At 65.6% G+C, this 15,591-nt stretch carries 19 protein-coding genes; 8 read left to right on the top strand and 11 right to left on the bottom strand.

The features are described 5' to 3' along the window. Positions 1 to 49: 49 nt before the first annotated feature. Positions 50 to 901 (bottom strand): LysR family transcriptional regulator, encoded by an 852-nt coding sequence (locus tag IB274_RS07920; protein ID WP_192431445.1) that lies wholly within the window; start codon positions 899 to 901, stop codon positions 50 to 52. A gap of 206 nt (positions 902 to 1,107) precedes the next feature. On the opposite strand from IB274_RS07920, the gene IB274_RS07925 reads away from it, so the two are divergent. Further along, complete coding sequence (locus tag IB274_RS07925; protein WP_192431446.1) at positions 1,108 to 2,556, top strand: MFS transporter; 1,449 nt, start codon at positions 1,108 to 1,110, stop codon at positions 2,554 to 2,556. Positions 2,557 to 2,746: 190 nt separating this feature from the next. Continuing rightward, a complete protein-coding gene (locus IB274_RS07930; protein ID WP_192431447.1) occupies positions 2,747 to 2,962 on the top strand; it encodes a hypothetical protein in 216 nt (71 codons plus the stop codon). A gap of 6 nt (positions 2,963 to 2,968) precedes the next feature. Here the strand turns inward: IB274_RS07930 and IB274_RS07935 are convergent, their stop codons facing one another. Both IB274_RS07935 and IB274_RS07940 read right to left on the bottom strand, forming a co-directional pair. Further along, positions 2,969 to 3,535, bottom strand: coding sequence for a cytochrome b (locus IB274_RS07935; RefSeq protein ID WP_192431448.1), 567 nt, complete (start codon positions 3,533 to 3,535; stop codon positions 2,969 to 2,971). Further along, positions 3,532 to 4,596 (bottom strand): catalase family peroxidase, encoded by a 1,065-nt coding sequence (locus IB274_RS07940; protein WP_192431449.1) that lies wholly within the window; start codon positions 4,594 to 4,596, stop codon positions 3,532 to 3,534. The genes IB274_RS07935 and IB274_RS07940 overlap by 4 nt, the downstream gene beginning before the upstream one ends. 293 nt (positions 4,597 to 4,889) lie before the next feature. Between IB274_RS07940 and IB274_RS07945 the strand changes: the two genes are divergently transcribed. The 5 genes from IB274_RS07945 to IB274_RS07965 are packed head-to-tail and all read left to right on the top strand — an operon-like array spanning position 4,890 to position 8,029. Further along, on the top strand, positions 4,890 to 5,432 hold the full coding sequence (locus tag IB274_RS07945) for a chalcone isomerase family protein (protein ID WP_192431450.1): 543 nt from the start codon (positions 4,890 to 4,892) through the stop codon (positions 5,430 to 5,432). Then, positions 5,429 to 5,983 carry a DUF3833 domain-containing protein gene (locus tag IB274_RS07950; RefSeq protein ID WP_192431451.1) on the top strand — a complete coding sequence of 185 codons (555 nt, stop codon included), beginning with the start codon at positions 5,429 to 5,431 and terminating at the stop codon, positions 5,981 to 5,983. The genes IB274_RS07945 and IB274_RS07950 overlap by 4 nt, the downstream gene beginning before the upstream one ends. A gap of 50 nt (positions 5,984 to 6,033) precedes the next feature. After that, positions 6,034 to 6,339 (top strand): DUF6482 family protein, encoded by a 306-nt coding sequence (locus IB274_RS07955; protein ID WP_192431452.1) that lies wholly within the window; start codon positions 6,034 to 6,036, stop codon positions 6,337 to 6,339. After that, a complete protein-coding gene (locus IB274_RS07960) occupies positions 6,336 to 7,877 on the top strand; it encodes a cryptochrome/photolyase family protein (protein WP_192431453.1) in 1,542 nt (513 codons plus the stop codon). The genes IB274_RS07955 and IB274_RS07960 overlap by 4 nt, the downstream gene beginning before the upstream one ends. Continuing rightward, on the top strand, positions 7,874 to 8,029 hold the full coding sequence (locus IB274_RS07965) for a DUF2256 domain-containing protein (protein ID WP_192431454.1): 156 nt from the start codon (positions 7,874 to 7,876) through the stop codon (positions 8,027 to 8,029). The genes IB274_RS07960 and IB274_RS07965 overlap by 4 nt, the downstream gene beginning before the upstream one ends. On the opposite strand, the gene IB274_RS07970 is transcribed toward IB274_RS07965, so the two are convergent. The 7 genes from IB274_RS07970 to IB274_RS08000 form a co-directional block, all read right to left on the bottom strand. Then, on the bottom strand, positions 7,994 to 8,485 hold the full coding sequence (locus IB274_RS07970) for a DUF2878 domain-containing protein (protein WP_192431455.1): 492 nt from the start codon (positions 8,483 to 8,485) through the stop codon (positions 7,994 to 7,996). The two genes, IB274_RS07965 and IB274_RS07970, sit on opposite strands and share 36 nt — an antisense overlap. Next, positions 8,485 to 9,753 (bottom strand): SAM-dependent methyltransferase, encoded by a 1,269-nt coding sequence (locus IB274_RS07975; RefSeq protein ID WP_192431456.1) that lies wholly within the window; start codon positions 9,751 to 9,753, stop codon positions 8,485 to 8,487. Before IB274_RS07975 ends, IB274_RS07970 begins: the two co-directional genes overlap by 1 nt. Continuing rightward, on the bottom strand, positions 9,728 to 10,540 hold the full coding sequence (locus tag IB274_RS07980) for a DUF1365 domain-containing protein (protein ID WP_192431457.1): 813 nt from the start codon (positions 10,538 to 10,540) through the stop codon (positions 9,728 to 9,730). Before IB274_RS07980 ends, IB274_RS07975 begins: the two co-directional genes overlap by 26 nt. After that, the gene (locus tag IB274_RS07985) at positions 10,537 to 11,784 is read right to left on the bottom strand and encodes an NAD(P)/FAD-dependent oxidoreductase (RefSeq protein WP_192431458.1); all 1,248 of its coding nucleotides are present in this window, start codon (positions 11,782 to 11,784) and stop codon (positions 10,537 to 10,539) included. Before IB274_RS07985 ends, IB274_RS07980 begins: the two co-directional genes overlap by 4 nt. Positions 11,785 to 11,787: 3 nt before the next feature. After that, on the bottom strand, positions 11,788 to 12,543 hold the full coding sequence (locus IB274_RS07990; protein WP_192431459.1) for an SDR family NAD(P)-dependent oxidoreductase: 756 nt from the start codon (positions 12,541 to 12,543) through the stop codon (positions 11,788 to 11,790). Then, complete coding sequence (locus IB274_RS07995; RefSeq protein ID WP_192431460.1) at positions 12,540 to 12,962, bottom strand: nuclear transport factor 2 family protein; 423 nt, start codon at positions 12,960 to 12,962, stop codon at positions 12,540 to 12,542. Before IB274_RS07995 ends, IB274_RS07990 begins: the two co-directional genes overlap by 4 nt. 109 nt (positions 12,963 to 13,071) lie before the next feature. Then, a complete protein-coding gene (locus IB274_RS08000; protein ID WP_192431461.1) occupies positions 13,072 to 13,524 on the bottom strand; it encodes a PAS domain-containing protein in 453 nt (150 codons plus the stop codon). Between the two features lie 122 nt (positions 13,525 to 13,646). On the opposite strand from IB274_RS08000, the gene IB274_RS08005 reads away from it, so the two are divergent. Continuing rightward, complete coding sequence (locus IB274_RS08005; RefSeq protein WP_192431462.1) at positions 13,647 to 14,546, top strand: MerR family transcriptional regulator; 900 nt, start codon at positions 13,647 to 13,649, stop codon at positions 14,544 to 14,546. Positions 14,547 to 14,782: 236 nt separating this feature from the next. On the opposite strand, the gene IB274_RS08010 is transcribed toward IB274_RS08005, so the two are convergent. Then, a partial coding sequence (locus IB274_RS08010; RefSeq protein ID WP_192431463.1) for a TolC family protein occupies positions 14,783 to 15,591 on the bottom strand: 809 nt, incomplete at its 5' end.

The raw sequence follows: 15,591 nt of genomic DNA on the forward strand, positions 1-15,591 counted from the left end.
GCAGGTGGCGCCGAAGAAATCACACTGGCGCAAACCCAATGGCGCCCGCTCAGGGATTGCCCAGCATGTCGCTGGCCAATTCTGCCAGCGCGCGCAGGCGGTCCAGGCGCCGCATGTCCTGGTGGTAGCCCATCCAGATATCACGCGATGGCGGTGCTTCGCTGAGTTCAATACGAATGAGGGCCGGCACTTGGTCGCCCAGCGAGCGCGGCAGGACCGCCACCCCCAGGCCCTGCGCGCACATCCGCGCCTGCACGGTGCGGCTGCTGCTGGTGAACACCGTGGGCGCGGCAGGCAGCATGCGCTGGAGCCACAACACGTCGGGGTAATAGGCCTGCGCGGTATTCATCAGGATCAACTTGCAGCCCGCGCCATCCGGGCCGGGCTCGAAGGGCACGGCGGCGCTGGTGTACAGGCCGTAGGGCATCGTCATCAACCGGCGCTGCACGATGTCCGGCTGGTCGAAAGGGATGATGCGAAAGGCAATGTCCGCTTCGCGACGGGAGAGGTCCGATAGCCGTTGTCCCGCCATCACCTCGGGCACCACGGCGGGGTAGCGGCGCACCAGTTCGCTCAGCACCAGCGCCAGCACGTAGCCGGCAAACCAGTCGGCGGAGGAAATACGCAGGATGCCTTCGGGCTGCTCACTGCCATCGATACGCCGGGCAATGGCCAGGGCGCTGCTTTCCATTTCCTCGGCAAGATTCAGGATGCCCTCGCCCATCGCGGTCGGCACCAGGCCTTCGCTGGTGCGCCGGAAGAAAGCCTGGCCGCTGGCCTGCTCCAGCGCCTGCAGGCGCCTGCCCACGGTGGGGTGGCTGACACCCAGGTGTCTGGCCGCAGCCCCCAGAGAGCCGGCACGGGCTATCGCCAGGAAAAACCGCAAGTCGTCCCATTCCACCCCGCCACCCCCTTACAAAAATGAACGTGCAATGTGCAGCAATGGCAGTCCCGCCAACGCCTTCCGGCTTTCAAACTGCGCCTACGTCCAGCCTGGCAGCGTTGCCAGGCCAATTCGACGCCGTTCAATAGTGTACGTAGCGCTGCGCTGGCCCAGCCAGGGACTATTCGACCTGGCGGCCAGGCGTCGTTTCCGGAGGTGTTGCCATGACTCTTTCCATCCCTGCCTCAGCCACCGCCACACCATCCCGGCGCTGGCTGGCCTTCGCGGTGCTGCTGGCCGGTGCATTCCTGCCCCCACTGGATTTCTTCATCGTCAATGTGGCCCTGCCGTCCATTGCCCAGGGGCTGAGGGCGACGCCGGCACAGATTGAGTGGGTGATCGCGGCCTATGCGGCCACCTACGCGGTTTTTCTGATTACCGGTGGGCGCCTGGGCGACCTGTTTGGCCGGCGCCGGGTGTTTCTGGCGGGCATGGCAGGCTTCGGGATGGCGTCGCTGATCTGTGGGCTGGCGCCCTCGCCGTCGGTGCTGATTGTCGGCCGGGTGCTGCAGGGGCTGAGCGCCGCCGCCATGGCGCCGCAGGGGTTGGCATCCATCCATGCCCTGTTTCCCGAGCAGGAGCGCTCGCGGGCGTTGGCGGTCTATGGTGCGGCACTTGGGTTTGCCGCCGTGGCCGCTCAGGTCCTTGGCGGCGTGCTGATTGCAGCCGACGTGTTCGGGCTGCAGTGGCGGGCGATCTTTCTGATCAATCTGCCCATCGTGGCCGCCGTATTCCTCTTCGGCATGCCCTTTTTGCCTGACACCCGCAGCGCCACCCCGGCATCGCTGGATCGTCCCGGCGTGCTGCTCTGCGCCCTGACGCTGGCGCTGCTGGTGGTACCGCTGGTGCAGGGCCGCGAGCTGGGCTGGCCGTGGTGGCTGTGCCTGATGCTGTTGAGCGCGCCCCTGGTTACCTTGGGTTTCTGGCGTCATGAGGCAGCCCTCGAGCGAAGCGGCGGCACACCGCTGCTCAGCCCCCAGTTGGTGCGGTCGCCGCGCCTGCTGGCGGGTCTGCTCAGCGCGCTGTTTTTCTACGTGGTGTCGGCGTTCTTTCTGACCTTTTCGGTGTACCTGCAGGACGCCCTTGGCGCTTCGCCCGTGGTCACCGGCCTGATGTTCGTGCCCTTTGGGGTTGGCTTTCTGGTCGGTCCGCTGACCACCCCGATTGCCATACGCTATTTCGGCCGTTGGGTACCAACCCTGGGAATGCTGCTCGAGGCGCTGGGATGCCTGATCCTGGCCATCACAGTAGGTTTTTCTGCGGCGAGCGAGCGGCCCGCCCTGGTGCCGCTGATCACGGGAGTCGGGCTGCTGGGTTTTGGTCAGGGCTGGGCATTGCCGACCCTGATTCGAAGCGTGATCGACCGCGCGCCCTCCGGCGGCTCCGGGATGGTTTCCGGCCTGGTCAATTCGGCATTGCAGATCAGCGCCGCTCTCGGCGTAGCGGTGTTCGGCGGCCTGTTCTATGCCGTCAGCGCACCCACCCACAGCCCGGCCACGCTTGGCCGAGGCTTTATCGCCGCGCTGCTGGGCATCGCCCTGAGCCTTGGCCTGTCCGCGCTGCTTGCGCTTTATGCTTCGGCGCCGCGCCCAGACAGCCCCAAATCCCCGTAAGCAGGATCAACGGGCATCGGCTTTGCCTTCGCCCAGGCTTGCCTCTGGCAGGGCTTGAATCCGCAACGATTTTTGGTAGATTTCTCCTGTCGTGCGGCTTGGAGAGCAGCAGCCGCACGCCCCAAGGCCGTATCGACAGATACGGCCTTTCTTGCTTCTTGAGTGCTCAGACGTCTCTGCGGAGGTCATCATGAACACCAACCCCCTCCCCTCGCTGGTCTGCCGCATCAACCAGAACATCAATGCCACCAGCGCCGCCATCCGCGAGCTCGCCGACTGGGCGGACGCCAGCGGCGCATCGGACACCTCGCAAGCTGTCCGGCATCATCTGCTGGTTCTCGAAGCGAACAACGAACTCATCGGCGAAGCCCTGGCAGAACTGATTGCGCGGCAAGCCGGCAGCTAGGCCCAGTCAGCGCGCCGGGTTGCCCTGCTCTTTCCTGCGAGAACGAACCCGCCACATGCTCGACCAGACACCGTCGCGACGCAGCAGAGCATGGACCAGCGCCGCGGCGGCATGCAGGAGGATCAGGGCAAAGAGACCGTAGGCGATCCAGGCGTGAACACAACGCAGGATGCCGTAGAGGTCCGGATTGGCACCGACCAGCGCCGGTACAAGCCAGTGCGCGAAGCGCAGCGGAAAGTCCGCGGCGCCCTGCATGGCCCAGCCAACCAGGATCTGCCCGAGCAACAGGGCATACAGCGCGAAATGCACCGCGCATGCCAGGCGCCGTTGCCAGGGCGTCACCGAAGCCGGCAGCGCGGGGCGCGCCGTGACAGCGCGAACCAGCAGGCGCACCAGCAGAAGCACCAGCAAGGCCAGCCCCAACTGCTTGTGCCAGGCGACCAGCTGCGGCTGGCTGCCACCGACGCTGGCGACCATGGTGACGCCAACGAACAGCGTGGCGATCACCAGCACGGCCATCAGACCATGTAGCAGGCGGAGCAGCGGATGGAAGGACTCGACAGGCGCGTTCACGGTTGTGCTCCCTGGTGCTGGCTGGACGGCTGGCCTTCGAGAGTCCGCCGCCGGTAGGACTGCGCGTAGGCCGAAGATCGGGCGCGCAGGATGGCATCGCCACTGGGTTCGACGCCTTGGGGCAGGACCAGCGGATCGAAGTTGAAGCCGTAGCAGTCTCCCTCCAGCTGCGCGCGAGCCTGCTCCACCACCAGGGTACCGGCCTCGACCTGCCTGCGCTCGGCCGGCCAGGAATGGGTCGGGTCATCCACATCATCGTCGGCACCTGCGAGGACGAAGCGCCACGTCCAGCGCAACGGCCCCGATTGCAGGCGCAGCAGCAGGTCCTGCTGCAGTGCATCGTCGGCTACGCCCGCAGCGCCCAGCGGTGTGGCGGCCAGCTGCGGCACCATCGACCAGCGCACGGCCTGGCGCTGGCCCTTTGCATCGACCAGCAGGAAGGCATTGATGCTGTTGTAAGCCGTGCTGGCGAAACTGTCGCTCGGCCGGTAGGACGCCGCCCAGGCGCGGAACTCGTCGCTTTCGGGGTGTGCGTCGAAGAAGGCCTTGACGCGCGCGGGGTCGCTCTTGCCGGTCGCCGGGTCCGGGCGCATCGCCCCCAACTGCTCGTAGAAGTCCTCCGGCGTCCGCACGGCGAGCACCGGCGGATTGTTCATCGCCATGCGCCACTGCTGCCCGTCCGGCTGACGCACCAGCAGCGCCATGCTGCGCACCGGCACGCTAGTATCGGCGGCGTGGGGGTTGCCCGCGCCTACCGACAGGCGCCCGAGCACCTGCACCCGTCCCGGTTCCAGCAACGACGCTCGGGAGAGCGGCGCCAGGGAGCCATTCATCTCCAGGTAGCCGCTGAAGCAGATGCCGCGCGGATGGGCGCGGCGGTATCCCGGATGGACGCCGGCGTTGGCCTCCATGCGCTCGATCAACTGGGCACTGGTGAGCGGATAGGCGCCGAGCCAGCCGGCGCTCCAGGCGAAGAGGCCGGCAGCACCGGAGAGGACGCCGGCAATGGCGACGCCGCGAAGCAAGCGTTGGTTTCGAGTCAGATCAGGGTCGTTTGGCATGGTCTCGTCATCGGCGGGCCAAGGGCATCGCTGCAGTGGCGACAGAACGCGATCATTATCTATACAAATAACAAAGCATGCACACAATTTAATGCAACAGTTGTATGCAGCGATGTGATCATCACCGACTTGATCCCGGTGGACCGGACCGCTCTCCGACGCCAAGACCCACCCCCATTTATCCGCTGGATCCGATAAGCGATGCGTCGCCCTGCTTTCCGGCCATTCATCCGATATCTGTACATTAATTTATTTTTGTATAAGTATCAGGATAGGTATCTGGAGCTCGATTCATGCGCGCAACCACCACTTTCTGCCCGCTCTCCCTGAGCATCGTCATGCTCTGCGGCCTCTGGGCGCAGCCGAGCTGCGCGGACTGGCGGGGGGAGATTCCCGGCGCCACGCAGGTCGGCCAGGGCCAGTTCAGCTGGTTCGGTTTCGTTGTCTACGAGGCACACCTGTGGAGCGCAGCACGCACACCTGACTGGGCGCATGCCTTCGCCCTGGAACTGGTCTATCGCCGCGAGCTGTCCCGGGACACCCTGGTACAGGCCAGCCTTGACGAGATGCGCCGCCAGGGCAGCGTCGACGAAACCCTGCTGGCTTCCTGGGCCGGTGAGATGCGCCGGGCCTTCGTCGATGTCAAGGCTGGGCAACGAATCACCGGCGTCTACCTGCCCGACGAGGGCTGCCGCTTCTATGTCGACGGCAAGCCGAGCCACGTGGTCGCTGATACCCGCTTCGCCCGGGCGTTCTTTTCCATCTGGCTGGACCCGCGCACGCGCAATCCAGAGCTGCGCCGGGATCTGCTGGGCCTGAACGGAGACCCGCAATGAAGTTGACCCTGCGCCTGTTCCAACTCGCCCTCTGCCTGCTGCTGGGCAGCTGCGGCAATGTCGGCGTCGAGCACTACGCCCATGAGCGTCCCACCCTGGACCTGCCCGCATTCTTCGCCGGGCCGGTGAAAGCCTGGGGCATCTTCCAGAAGCCATCCGGTGAAGTGGTCAAGCGCTTCGAGGTGGACATCACCAGCCGCCGCGAAGGTGAACGGCTGATCCTTGACGAGCGCTTCCGCTATAGCGATGGCACTCGCCAGCAACGTATCTGGACCCTGACGCCGGACGGCGCCAACCGCTGGCGCGGGCGCGCCGCCGACGTGGTCGGCGAAGCCGTGGGAGAGATAGCCGGCAACGCACTGCGCTGGCGCTACGACCTGAATCTGGACGTGGACGGAGGCACCTGGAAAGTCAGCTTCGACGACTGGATGTACCTGATGGACGACGACACGCTGATCAACCGGTCGAGCATGCGCAAATTCGGCGTCGAGCTGGGCCAGGTGACCTTGTTCTTCCGCCGCGAGGGCGCCGGGAATCCCGGCAGGAGCTGAGCAAGGCGCCCACCTCATTTATCAGCCGCGCTGCCGGCCAGGAGCCAACCATGACACTGCAAGACCTCGCCCATGCCGTAGCCGCCGGGCGTATCCAGGGTTTCGAGGTGATTTCCCTGGAGGGCGGCTTCTACGTCCTGCAGGCTCGGCTGGCCGAGGGCTTGCGGCCGATTCGCGATGAAAGCGGGCAGGTCCTGCACCTGCGCTCCACCACCCAGGTGCGCGAGGCGCTGGGCGAATGGGCCTCGCTGCCGTGCGAACTGGTCCAGCACTGCGCCCATGACGAAATCTGCGCCTCGCATCCGACGGCGGTCGAGCCGCTGCGCGTGCCGCTTTCCCTGGAGCCCCGCGCATGACGTACAAGCCGCGCCGGCTGGGTCTGCTGCTGGGAGACCAGCTCAGCTTCGAGCTGTCCCTGTTCGACGCGCTGGACCCTGAGCGGGACGCTATCCTGATGGCCGAGGTGGACCAGGAAGCCCGCTACGTGCCTCATCATCCGCAGAAGATCGTGCCCATCTTCAGCGCCATGCGCCACTTCGCCCAGGCGCTGCGAGAACGGGGCTGGCGGGTGATCTACACGACGCTGGACGATCCCGCTAACAGTGGCAACATCGTCGGCGAAGTCGAACGCTGGCACGTCACTCTGGGTTATCCCGAGGTTCATTTCACCGAATGCGGCGAATGGCGTCTGGAGCAGGCGCTGCGCAGCGGCAAGGTGTCGCTGACCTGGCATGAAGATCACCGTTTTCTCTGCAGTCGCGATGAGTTCGCGCGCTGGGCAGGAGCGCGCAGGCAGTTGCGCATGGAGCACTTCTACCGCGTGATGCGCCAGCGCACCGGGCTGCTGATGGAACCCGATGGCCGTCCCGTCGGCGGCACCTGGAACCTCGACTCGGACAATCGCAAGCCCCTGCCGCGCGGGCTGCACGGCCCCTTCCCCGCCCGCTTCGAGCAGGACGGTATCACCCGCGACGTCATGCAACTGGTCGGCAAGCGTTTTGACGATCACTACGGTCGTCTGGAGGGATTCGACTACCCGGTGACCCACATTCAGGCCCAGGAACTCTGGCAACACTTCCTGGAGTTCTCCCTGCCAGCGTTCGGCGATTACCAGGACGCCATGGCCGAGGGCGAACCCTTCCTGTTCCATGCCCGCATCAGCGCCGCGCTGAACATCGGCCTGCTGGACGTGCGCCAGCTGGCCAGCGACGTGGAGCTGGCCTATCGCCAGGGACTCGTGCCACTGAACGCCGCCGAAGGCTTCATCCGTCAATTGATCGGCTGGCGGGAATACGTGCGCGGCATTTACTGGCTGCGCATGCCCGAATACGCGCAGCTCAACGCGCTGGGCAATCGCCGGCCATTGCCGGAGTTCTACTGGACCGGCCGGACCGACATGCGCTGCATGGCCCAGGCCATCGGCCAGACACTGGAATTCGGCTACGCGCACCACATCCAGCGGCTGATGGTCACCGGCAACTTCGCCCTGCTGGCGGGCATCGCTCCGCCGGCCATCTGCGACTGGTACCTGGCCGTGTACCTGGATGCCTTCGAGTGGGTGGAGCTGCCCAACACGCTGGGCATGGTGATGCACGCCGATGGCGGCTACCTGGGCTCCAAGCCCTACTGCGCGAGCGGGCGCTATATCCAGCGCATGTCCGACCACTGCGGGGCCTGCCGCTACCGGGTCGACCAGGCGACCGGGGAGGATGCCTGCCCCTTCAATGCGCTGTACTGGCACTTCCTCATGCGGCACCGCGAGCGGCTCGGCGCTAATCCGCGATTGGCCATGGCGTATCGCAACCTGCAACGCATGGACGAGCAGCGCAGCCTCGCCCTGAGGCAGCGCGGCGAGGCTTTGCTGGCGCGGCTGGATGCGGGACAAGCGCTGTGAAAAAAACGCACCTGCCGGAGAAGACCTGCCTGGTCTGCGGCCGTCCGTTCAGCTGGCGGCGGCGTTGGGCGCGCTGCTGGGATGAGGTGCGCTACTGCTCGCAGCGCTGCCGCCGCTCACCGGCCAAGCGCGAGGCGCAGCATCAGCGGTAGCCAGGCCGTCCAAAGCAGTGCCAGTGCCAGCGCCGTGAAACCCAAGCCCAACGGAAGACCGACTCCGGCCAGCGGAGCGCCGGCGCAATAGGCCAGCGGGCCACCCAAGGCGCCCACGCAGGCACCCCGCCACATCGGTCGCGCGGCCCAGGCAAGGCTGTGCCGCAACCCGCTGGCAAAGACCAGCCACAGCAGGGCGAGCCAGCCCGGCAGGAGCTCACCCTCGAAATTAAACAGCCCAAGCCAGCCCAGGAGGGTGTCCAGCAGACAACCGGACAGGCCAACAGTGAGTATCGCCTGCCCCTCCTCTTTCGTTTGCCGGCAAAAGCTGAGGTGCAGCAATAACCCGACCGCCACCGCGGCCAGCAAAGCCTGATGCCGCGCACCGAGCACACAACCCCACCATCCCAGTTGCAGCCAGACCGCGTTTACCAGCAGCGGCAGTCCGCGGTCCATCAGGCGTCCAGCTGATCCGCCAGACTCGACCTGCGCGCCGCGGGCCCAGCCCAGAGCAGATGCGCCACGCCGATGGCGCGCTCCTCGAAGCCGCCCTGGCAATAGCACAGGTAGAACTCCCACAGGCGCTGGAAGCTTTCGTCATAGCCCAGCTCCAGCAGAGAGGCGCGCGATTGCCGCAGGTTGTCGCGCCAATGCCGCAGGGTGCGCGCATAGTCCCCGGCGAAATCTTCCAGGTGGACGAGACTGAGCTCCGTGTGCTCGGTGGCGGTCTGCAGCAGTTTGGTGATCGAAGGCAGCGCGCCGCCTGGGAAGATGTAGCGCTGGATGAAGTCCACGGAACACCGCGCCTGCTCGTAGCGTTGGTCGCGGATGGTGATGGCCTGCAGCAGCATCAGGCCGTCATCCTTCAGCAAGGCCGCGCAACGGCGAAAATACTCGGGCAGGTAGCGATGGCCGACCGCTTCTATCATCTCGATGGACACCAGCTTGTCGTAGCGCCCGCGTAGTTCGCGGTAATCCTCCAGCAGCAGGGTCACTCGATCCTGCAGGCCGAACTTGCGGATGCGGAATTGGGCGCAGGCGTACTGCTCCTTCGACAACGTGGTGGTGGTCACGCGGCAACCGTAGTGGGTGGCGGCATAGAGCGCGAGGCTGCCCCAGCCGGTGCCGATCTCCAGCAGGTGATCCTGCGGCTGCAGGTCCAGCTTGCGGCAGATGACGTCGAGCTTGTTCAACTGTGCCTGCTCCAGGCTCTGCGAAGGGTTCTGGAACATGGCGGAGGAATACATCAGCGTCGGATCGAGCAGGCGCTCGAACAGGTCGTTGCCCAGGTCGTAATGGGCGCTGATGTTGCGCTGCGAACCGCTGCGGCTGTTGCGGTTGAGCCAGTGCAGCACGCGCAGCGCGGGCCTGGCCAAGAGTGCCAGGCCGCCTTCCATGGCATCGAGCACCGACAGGTTGGCGACGAACAGGCGGGTTACCGCCGCGAGATCCGGGCTGCTCCAGTAGCCATGGATGTAGGCCTCCCCGGCGCCGATCGAACCGTTGCAGGCAACCATGCCCCAGACCGCATCGTCGTGCACGTCGATCACCGCGCGCAGGGGGCTGAGCGGGTCGCCGAAATCCAGCAGGCTCTCGCCACGGCGCACCTGAAGCCAGCCGTACCGCAGCTGGCGCAGGCGGGCGATCACCGCGTGACGGAACAGGTTGCCGATCCGCGGCGCGGCGGTGCCGGCCTTATCAGCGCTCAGGGTGGGTTCTGACATGATCGGGCTCCTCGACGGCGCAATGACCGACCGCCAGGTGATGTTCGCTGGCCTGGTGGTCGTGAACAGGGACGCGTTTGAACAGCAGGCGCAGGGCCTGCCAGTAGATGGCCGCAACGGTGCGCAGGCTCATCCAGGGAAACGCCAGCAGGTGCCGGCGGAGGGATGTGCCGTCCAGCGCCTCGCGCTGCAGATCGAGGTGGGCGAGGAACACCAGACGGTCGTCACGCCAGTTCTCCATGTGCACATGCACGCGGGCCGAATCGATGAGAAAACGCATGCGGTATTCCATCTCCCTGGGCAGAAATGGCGACACATGGAAGGCCTTGGCGACCGCGAGCTCCTGGGGCGCACCGGGCTTTATCGGCAGCACGTAATGGAAGCGCTCGCGCCAGGGCGTGTTGCGCACCTCGCAAAGAATCGCGGCCAGCCGGCCGTCATGGTCGTGGCAAAAATAGAAACTGACCGGGTTGAACCACAGGCCCCAGCTGCGCAGCTGGGTGAGCAGAAGAATCGGGCCGGCGGGCGACTCGCCCAGGGCTTCGCGCAGCAGGCAGCGCACCGCTTCGTCCAGTGGCATCCCCCGCCCCGTCCAGGCGGGCAGATAATCGCTCTGCCGCCAGCTCAGCGGGGCGAAGCGCCAGGCGTGCAGCAGCGGCGAAAGCCGCATCAAGGACGGCTGTTCGGCCAGGTCCAGCAGAACCATGCCGACCGGATATCGGAAGGCATGCACCTTTGGCAGCAGGCGCCGGTGCATCACCCAGCCACGGCACAGGCTGCTCTTCATAGCCGCTCCCCGAAATGCCCGGCGACTTCCAGGGCGCTGACCACGCCGTCCTCGTGGAAGCCATTGCCCCAGTAGGCTCCGCAGAAATAACTATGCTGCCGCCCCTGCAACAGGCCGCGCCTGGCCTGCGCCGCGATGCCGGCAAGGCTGAACTGCGGGTGGGCGTAGACGAAGCGCGCCAGCACCTTGGCCGGATCGATCTGCTCTGTCTGGTTCAGGCTGACGCAGAAGGTGACCGGCGCCTCGATCCCCAGCAGCAGGTTCATGTCGTAGGTGAGCGCGGCGGGTGCCTGCGGCGGGCCGCCGAGCCGATAGTTCCAGCTCGCCCAGGCGCGTCGGCGGCTCGGCAGCAGGCGGGTGTCGGTGTGCAGGATGACTTCGTTGCTGGCATAGCGCAGCGCGCCGAGCACCGCCTGCTCCTCTGCGCTGGGGGCATCGAGCAGGGCCAGGGCCTGGTCGCTGTGGCAGGCGAAAACGACCTTGTCGAAGCGCTCGCTTCCCGCGGCGCTGAATACCTCCACACCCTGCCCATCCCGCCTGACGCGGTGCACCGGGCAGTTCAGGCGGATTCGCTCGCGATAGCCCGCTGTCAAGGGCGCCACATAGCTGCGCGAGCCGCCCTCCACTACCCGCCATTGCGGCCGCTCATTCACCGAGAGCAGCCCATGGTTGACGAAGAAGCGAACAAAGAACTGCAGCGGGAAATCCAGCATGCGGGCGCGCGACATCGACCAGATCGCCGAGCCCATGGGCACGATGTAATGCTCGGCGAAGCGCTCACCGTATCCGCCGGCACGCAGGTAGTCGCCCAGCGTCAGCGTCGGCGGAATACGCTGCTCAGCGAGGTCTTCGAGCGCTTCGCGATTGAAGCGCAGGATGTCGCGCAGCATCCCCCAGAAGCCGGGCGAAAGCAGATTGCGCCGCTGGGCGAACAGGGTATTGAGGTTATGGCCGTTGTATTCCAGCCCACTGGCCGGATCGTGCACCGAGAAGCTCATCTCAGTAGGCCGGGAGGCGACGCCCAGACGCGTCAGCAGTTGGATGAAGCGCGGGTAGGTCCAGTCATTGAAAACGATGAAGCCGGTATCAATAGCGTAACGCTTGCCCTGCCAGTCGACATCCACGGTATGGGTGTGGCCACCAATCCAATCGCTGGCCTCGAAGACGGTGAGCTCGTGCTGGCGGGTCAGCAGGTGGGCGCAGGTCAGACCGGAAATGCCGCTGCCGATGATCGCAATGCGCATGGCTCAGGCCTCCGCGGCGCGGCGCGCCAGGCGGCGACCGAGTCCAAGGCGCCAACCGGCAGGCAAGCTCCCCAGCAGCCGCAGCATCAGGATGAAAGGTCGGGGAAAGGCGATCTCCAGCGGCCGGGCGTCAAGACGCTGGACGATGTGCCGGGCTGCTCGCTCTACCGGCCAAACCATTGGCATGGGGAAATCGTTACGCCGGGTCAGTGGTGTATCCACGAAACCAGGGCTCACCAGCGTCGTGTCGATACCCTCGCCTGCCAGGTCGATACGCAGCGATTCAAGCAGATAACGCAGCCCCGCCTTGGATGCTCCGTAGGCGCCGGCGCGGGGCAACGCCAGCCAGGACACTGAGCTGCCGACCACCACCAGATGCGGGCGTCCCCCCTGGCGCAGCAGCGGTAGGCATGCCTGGATGCAATGCGCGGTACCCAGCAGGTTGGTTTTCACCACCCGCTCCACCAGTGTCGCATCGAATTGTCCGGGTTCCAGGTACTCGCAAGTTCCAGCATTCAGCACGACACGATCCAGTGCGCCCCAGGCCTGCTGGATGCGTCGCGCGATGAGGTCAACCTGCCTGGCGTCCGAGATATCGCCAGGAACCACCAGCACCCGCTCACCGTAACGCTCGGCCAGGGACTGCAACGCTGACGCCTGACGCGCCGTCACTGCCAGGCTATGGCCGTCATCGAGCAGTTGCTCGGCCAGGGCGGCGCCAATACCACTGCTGGCCCCTGTCAGCCAGATGCGGCTCATGCCAGCCTCCGCTTCAGCCAACCGATGACGCCGCCCATGACGGGCAAGTGCTCATAGAGCAGCGCGCCGGCATCGAAGTAGTCCCGGTGAAACTCGACGCGCTCGCCCCAGCGAAGATGGCTGCACCCATCCACGGCGATAAGCGCGCCGCCGGCCAGGCGCGGGTGGCGGTAAAGCAGGGTCCAGCGCAGGTAGCCCTGCCCGGGGGCGACCTCGTCGAATCCGTGGAAGTCGTAGCGCAGCCCCTGCACATTGGCGTAAAGCGACGCGAAGTAGCGGCGCAAGTCGGCGAGGCCGTCCACCCGGTGCAACGGATCCTGGAAACGCACGGCTGGGCTGTACAACTCGTCCAGGCGATGGAGACTCGCAGCGTCGAGCTCGGCGAAACGCCTGGCGAAGGATTGCAGAAACGAAGACATGGCAGGCTCCGAAAAATACTGTACAGCCAAATATTTCTGTACAGATATAAGCGAAGCCTACGGCATTAATTGTACAAATCAAGTCACCTTGTACAATTTTTAGTGCAGGTCATTGGTTACGGTTCAGCGCGCCGAGTTGCTCCTTGAGCGCCTCAACCTCCGCCTCCAGTTCGCGCACGCGCTCCTGAGCCGCGACTTCGCGGCTGACATCGCGCTGGATGCCGATGAAGTACGTGAGCTGGTCCGCTTCGTTACGTACCGGCGTGATTGACAGCTCGTTCCAGAAAGGCGTGCCGTCCTTGCGGAAGTTGTGCAGCACCTGGCGACAGGATTGCCCGCTGCGGATCGCCTCGCGCACGGCCGCCAAACCCGCCTGCTGCCGCTCGCTGCCCTGCAGGAAACGGCAGTCCTGATAGAGGATGTCATCTACGGCGAAGCCGGTCAGGCGTTCGAACGCTGCGTTGGCATAGATCAGGATGCTGTCCTCCCCCTCCTGCTCGGCCACCACGATGCCGTCGTTGGAAGCTTCGACCATCAATTGCAGGAGCTTGGCGTTGATCATGGGTTTTCCCTTCGGTTCGCTGCGATCCGCCTAGGGTAGTCGGGTGGCCGGGTACTTCCTAGCTGGGCCACAAACCTTGCGGCTGGTTTACAATCCGTGTTCCCTTGCCGCCTGGCCGCGCTATGAACGACCTGTCCGATACCGCCCCCAGCGACCTCCTGCCCATGCGCGAGATCGTGCGCCTCACTGGCGTCAATCCGGTGACCCTGCGAGCGTGGGAGCGCCGCTACGGCCTGGTCAGCCCGCTGCGCACCGATGGCGGCCATCGGCTGTACACCCCCCGGGATCTGCAGACCATCCAGGACATCCTGCTATGGACCGGTCGTGGCATGCCGGTGGGCAAGATCGGCGAGTTGCTTGCCCAACGCCAGCGGCAGGAATCGGCCCAGCCCGACGATGAGCGCTTGCAGTGGCGTGAAGCTTTTTCCAGGGCCGCTGCGGCATTCGACCAGAGCGAACTCGACCGCCTCTACGGTCAGGCCTACAGCATCTTTCCCAGCGCCACACTGCTGGAGGACATCCTCCTGCCGCTGTGGCGTTCCCTGCTGACGCTCAACGGCTATGGCGCCCGCAGCCAGTGGGGCTTTCTTGACGCCTTCCTGCGCGCCCGAGTGCTGCTGCGCCTGCAAATGAGCCGTGCGCTTGGCGCCGGGGTGCTGCTGGCCGATGCTGCCGGTACCACGCGGGAATTCGAATTGCTGGCCACAGGCCTGCTGCTGGGCGGCGACGATCTGCGCGTCCAAGTTCTGCCGGGCGCGCCACTGGACGAGCTGCCGCTGGTTGGCGCGGCGATGCGCCCGGCTGCACTCGTACTGGTCGCCCACGTGGACTTGTCGGCGGATGCGATCAAACGTCTGGATCGACTGCAGATGGCGATCGAATGTCCGCTGGCCTTGATCGGCGAAGCGGCCGAGAGGATCGCCAGCGCCTCTTCGGGGGTGCCCATGGTGGCCCTGGGAAGCAGTCCGGCCCTCGGCGCACGGAGGCTGCGATTGATGCTAAGCGGTGCCTTGGAGCTTTAATCGCCCGCCGCTCGAGTCGCCAAAATCCGTACGACTCAAATAGCTAGTACAGAATATTCGCTGCACACGTCCCGCGTTAAATCTTGATGGCCGGCAGGGTCAACTCGCGGTAGCCAAAGACCCGCGGATTTCGGGTCAAGATAAATGATTCCCTGGAGGGGGAATCCATGTGCGGACAATCGTACTCATGAAAAAGCCCCGGTAAATGCCGGGGCTTTTTCATTCAGGGCGGGCCGTCAGGGATTGGCGATTTCACCGCGCTGCCACTGTTCCTCGCGGCTGGCCAGGCCCTGGCCGATGTCGCTGAGCGAGTCGGATTTCAGCTGTGCCGGCAGCGGGTCGAGGCCCACGCTGGCGAACACCTGGCCGTAGGCGTTGCGCAGCTCGGCATAGGCCAGGTCGCGCTGCAGGTCAGCCTGCAGGTTGTTCAGCTCGCCCTGGATCAGCTCCAGTTCGCCGATGCCCTGGGCCTGGTGACGATTGCGCAGTTCCTGGGTGATCTGCCCGTCGAGGCTGGCCAGCTCTTCGCTGGTCTGGAACTGCCGGCGCGCCTCCTGGTAGTTCGCCTGGGCAACATAGAGCTGCGCCAGAACCGCCATGGACAGCGCCTGGCGGCGCGCCGCGGCGACGTCTTCGCCGGCCTTGGCGACCTTGATCGCCGCCGGCGCGGAAATCACGTTGAACAGGTTCCAGGTGACCTTGACGCCGTAGTCGGCCCAGCTCTGGTTCACCAGGTAGGAGTTGCTGTCGTAGTGCCCACCCGCGGAGAACTCCAGGCCCGGCAGCAGGCGCAGCATGGCCTTCTTGGTCTCGGCGGCGCTGATGCGGCTCTGGTAGTCCTGCTCGCGCAGTTCCGGCCGCGAAGCCAGCGCCTCGCGCTCCAGGCTGTCCATGCTCACCTTCAGCTCCGGCAGCGGGTAGCCGTCGGCCGGCATGGCCAGCTTCAGGTCGGTGCCCGGCGGCAGGTTGATCAGGGTGGCCAGCTCGGTCTTGGCCAGCGACAGCGCCTTGCGCTGCACTTCCAGCTGGCGCGTGGCTTCGATCA

It is taken from the genome of Pseudomonas sp. PDM18, assembly GCF_014852585.1.
Classification (GTDB): domain Bacteria; phylum Pseudomonadota; class Gammaproteobacteria; order Pseudomonadales; family Pseudomonadaceae; genus Pseudomonas.

Excerpts from the sequence above, each read along its gene's own strand:
- IB274_RS07925 (WP_192431446.1), top strand. The coding sequence starts at position 1,108 with ATGACTCTTTCCATCCCTGCCTCAGCCACCGCCACACCATCCCGGCGC.
- IB274_RS07930 (WP_192431447.1), top strand. The coding sequence starts at position 2,747 with ATGAACACCAACCCCCTCCCCTCGCTGGTCTGCCGCATCAACCAGAAC.
- IB274_RS07940 (WP_192431449.1), bottom strand. The coding sequence starts at position 4,596 with ATGCCAAACGACCCTGATCTGACTCGAAACCAACGCTTGCTTCGCGGC.
- IB274_RS07945 (WP_192431450.1), top strand. The coding sequence starts at position 4,890 with ATGCGCGCAACCACCACTTTCTGCCCGCTCTCCCTGAGCATCGTCATG.
- IB274_RS07950 (WP_192431451.1), top strand. The coding sequence starts at position 5,429 with ATGAAGTTGACCCTGCGCCTGTTCCAACTCGCCCTCTGCCTGCTGCTG.
- IB274_RS07955 (WP_192431452.1), top strand. The coding sequence starts at position 6,034 with ATGACACTGCAAGACCTCGCCCATGCCGTAGCCGCCGGGCGTATCCAG.
- IB274_RS07960 (WP_192431453.1), top strand. The coding sequence starts at position 6,336 with ATGACGTACAAGCCGCGCCGGCTGGGTCTGCTGCTGGGAGACCAGCTC.
- IB274_RS07970 (WP_192431455.1), bottom strand. The coding sequence starts at position 8,485 with ATGGACCGCGGACTGCCGCTGCTGGTAAACGCGGTCTGGCTGCAACTG.
- IB274_RS07975 (WP_192431456.1), bottom strand. The coding sequence starts at position 9,753 with ATGTCAGAACCCACCCTGAGCGCTGATAAGGCCGGCACCGCCGCGCCG.
- IB274_RS07980 (WP_192431457.1), bottom strand. The coding sequence starts at position 10,540 with ATGAAGAGCAGCCTGTGCCGTGGCTGGGTGATGCACCGGCGCCTGCTG.
- IB274_RS07985 (WP_192431458.1), bottom strand. The coding sequence starts at position 11,784 with ATGCGCATTGCGATCATCGGCAGCGGCATTTCCGGTCTGACCTGCGCC.
- IB274_RS07990 (WP_192431459.1), bottom strand. The coding sequence starts at position 12,543 with ATGAGCCGCATCTGGCTGACAGGGGCCAGCAGTGGTATTGGCGCCGCC.
- IB274_RS07995 (WP_192431460.1), bottom strand. The coding sequence starts at position 12,962 with ATGTCTTCGTTTCTGCAATCCTTCGCCAGGCGTTTCGCCGAGCTCGAC.
- IB274_RS08000 (WP_192431461.1), bottom strand. The coding sequence starts at position 13,524 with ATGATCAACGCCAAGCTCCTGCAATTGATGGTCGAAGCTTCCAACGAC.
- IB274_RS08005 (WP_192431462.1), top strand. The coding sequence starts at position 13,647 with ATGAACGACCTGTCCGATACCGCCCCCAGCGACCTCCTGCCCATGCGC.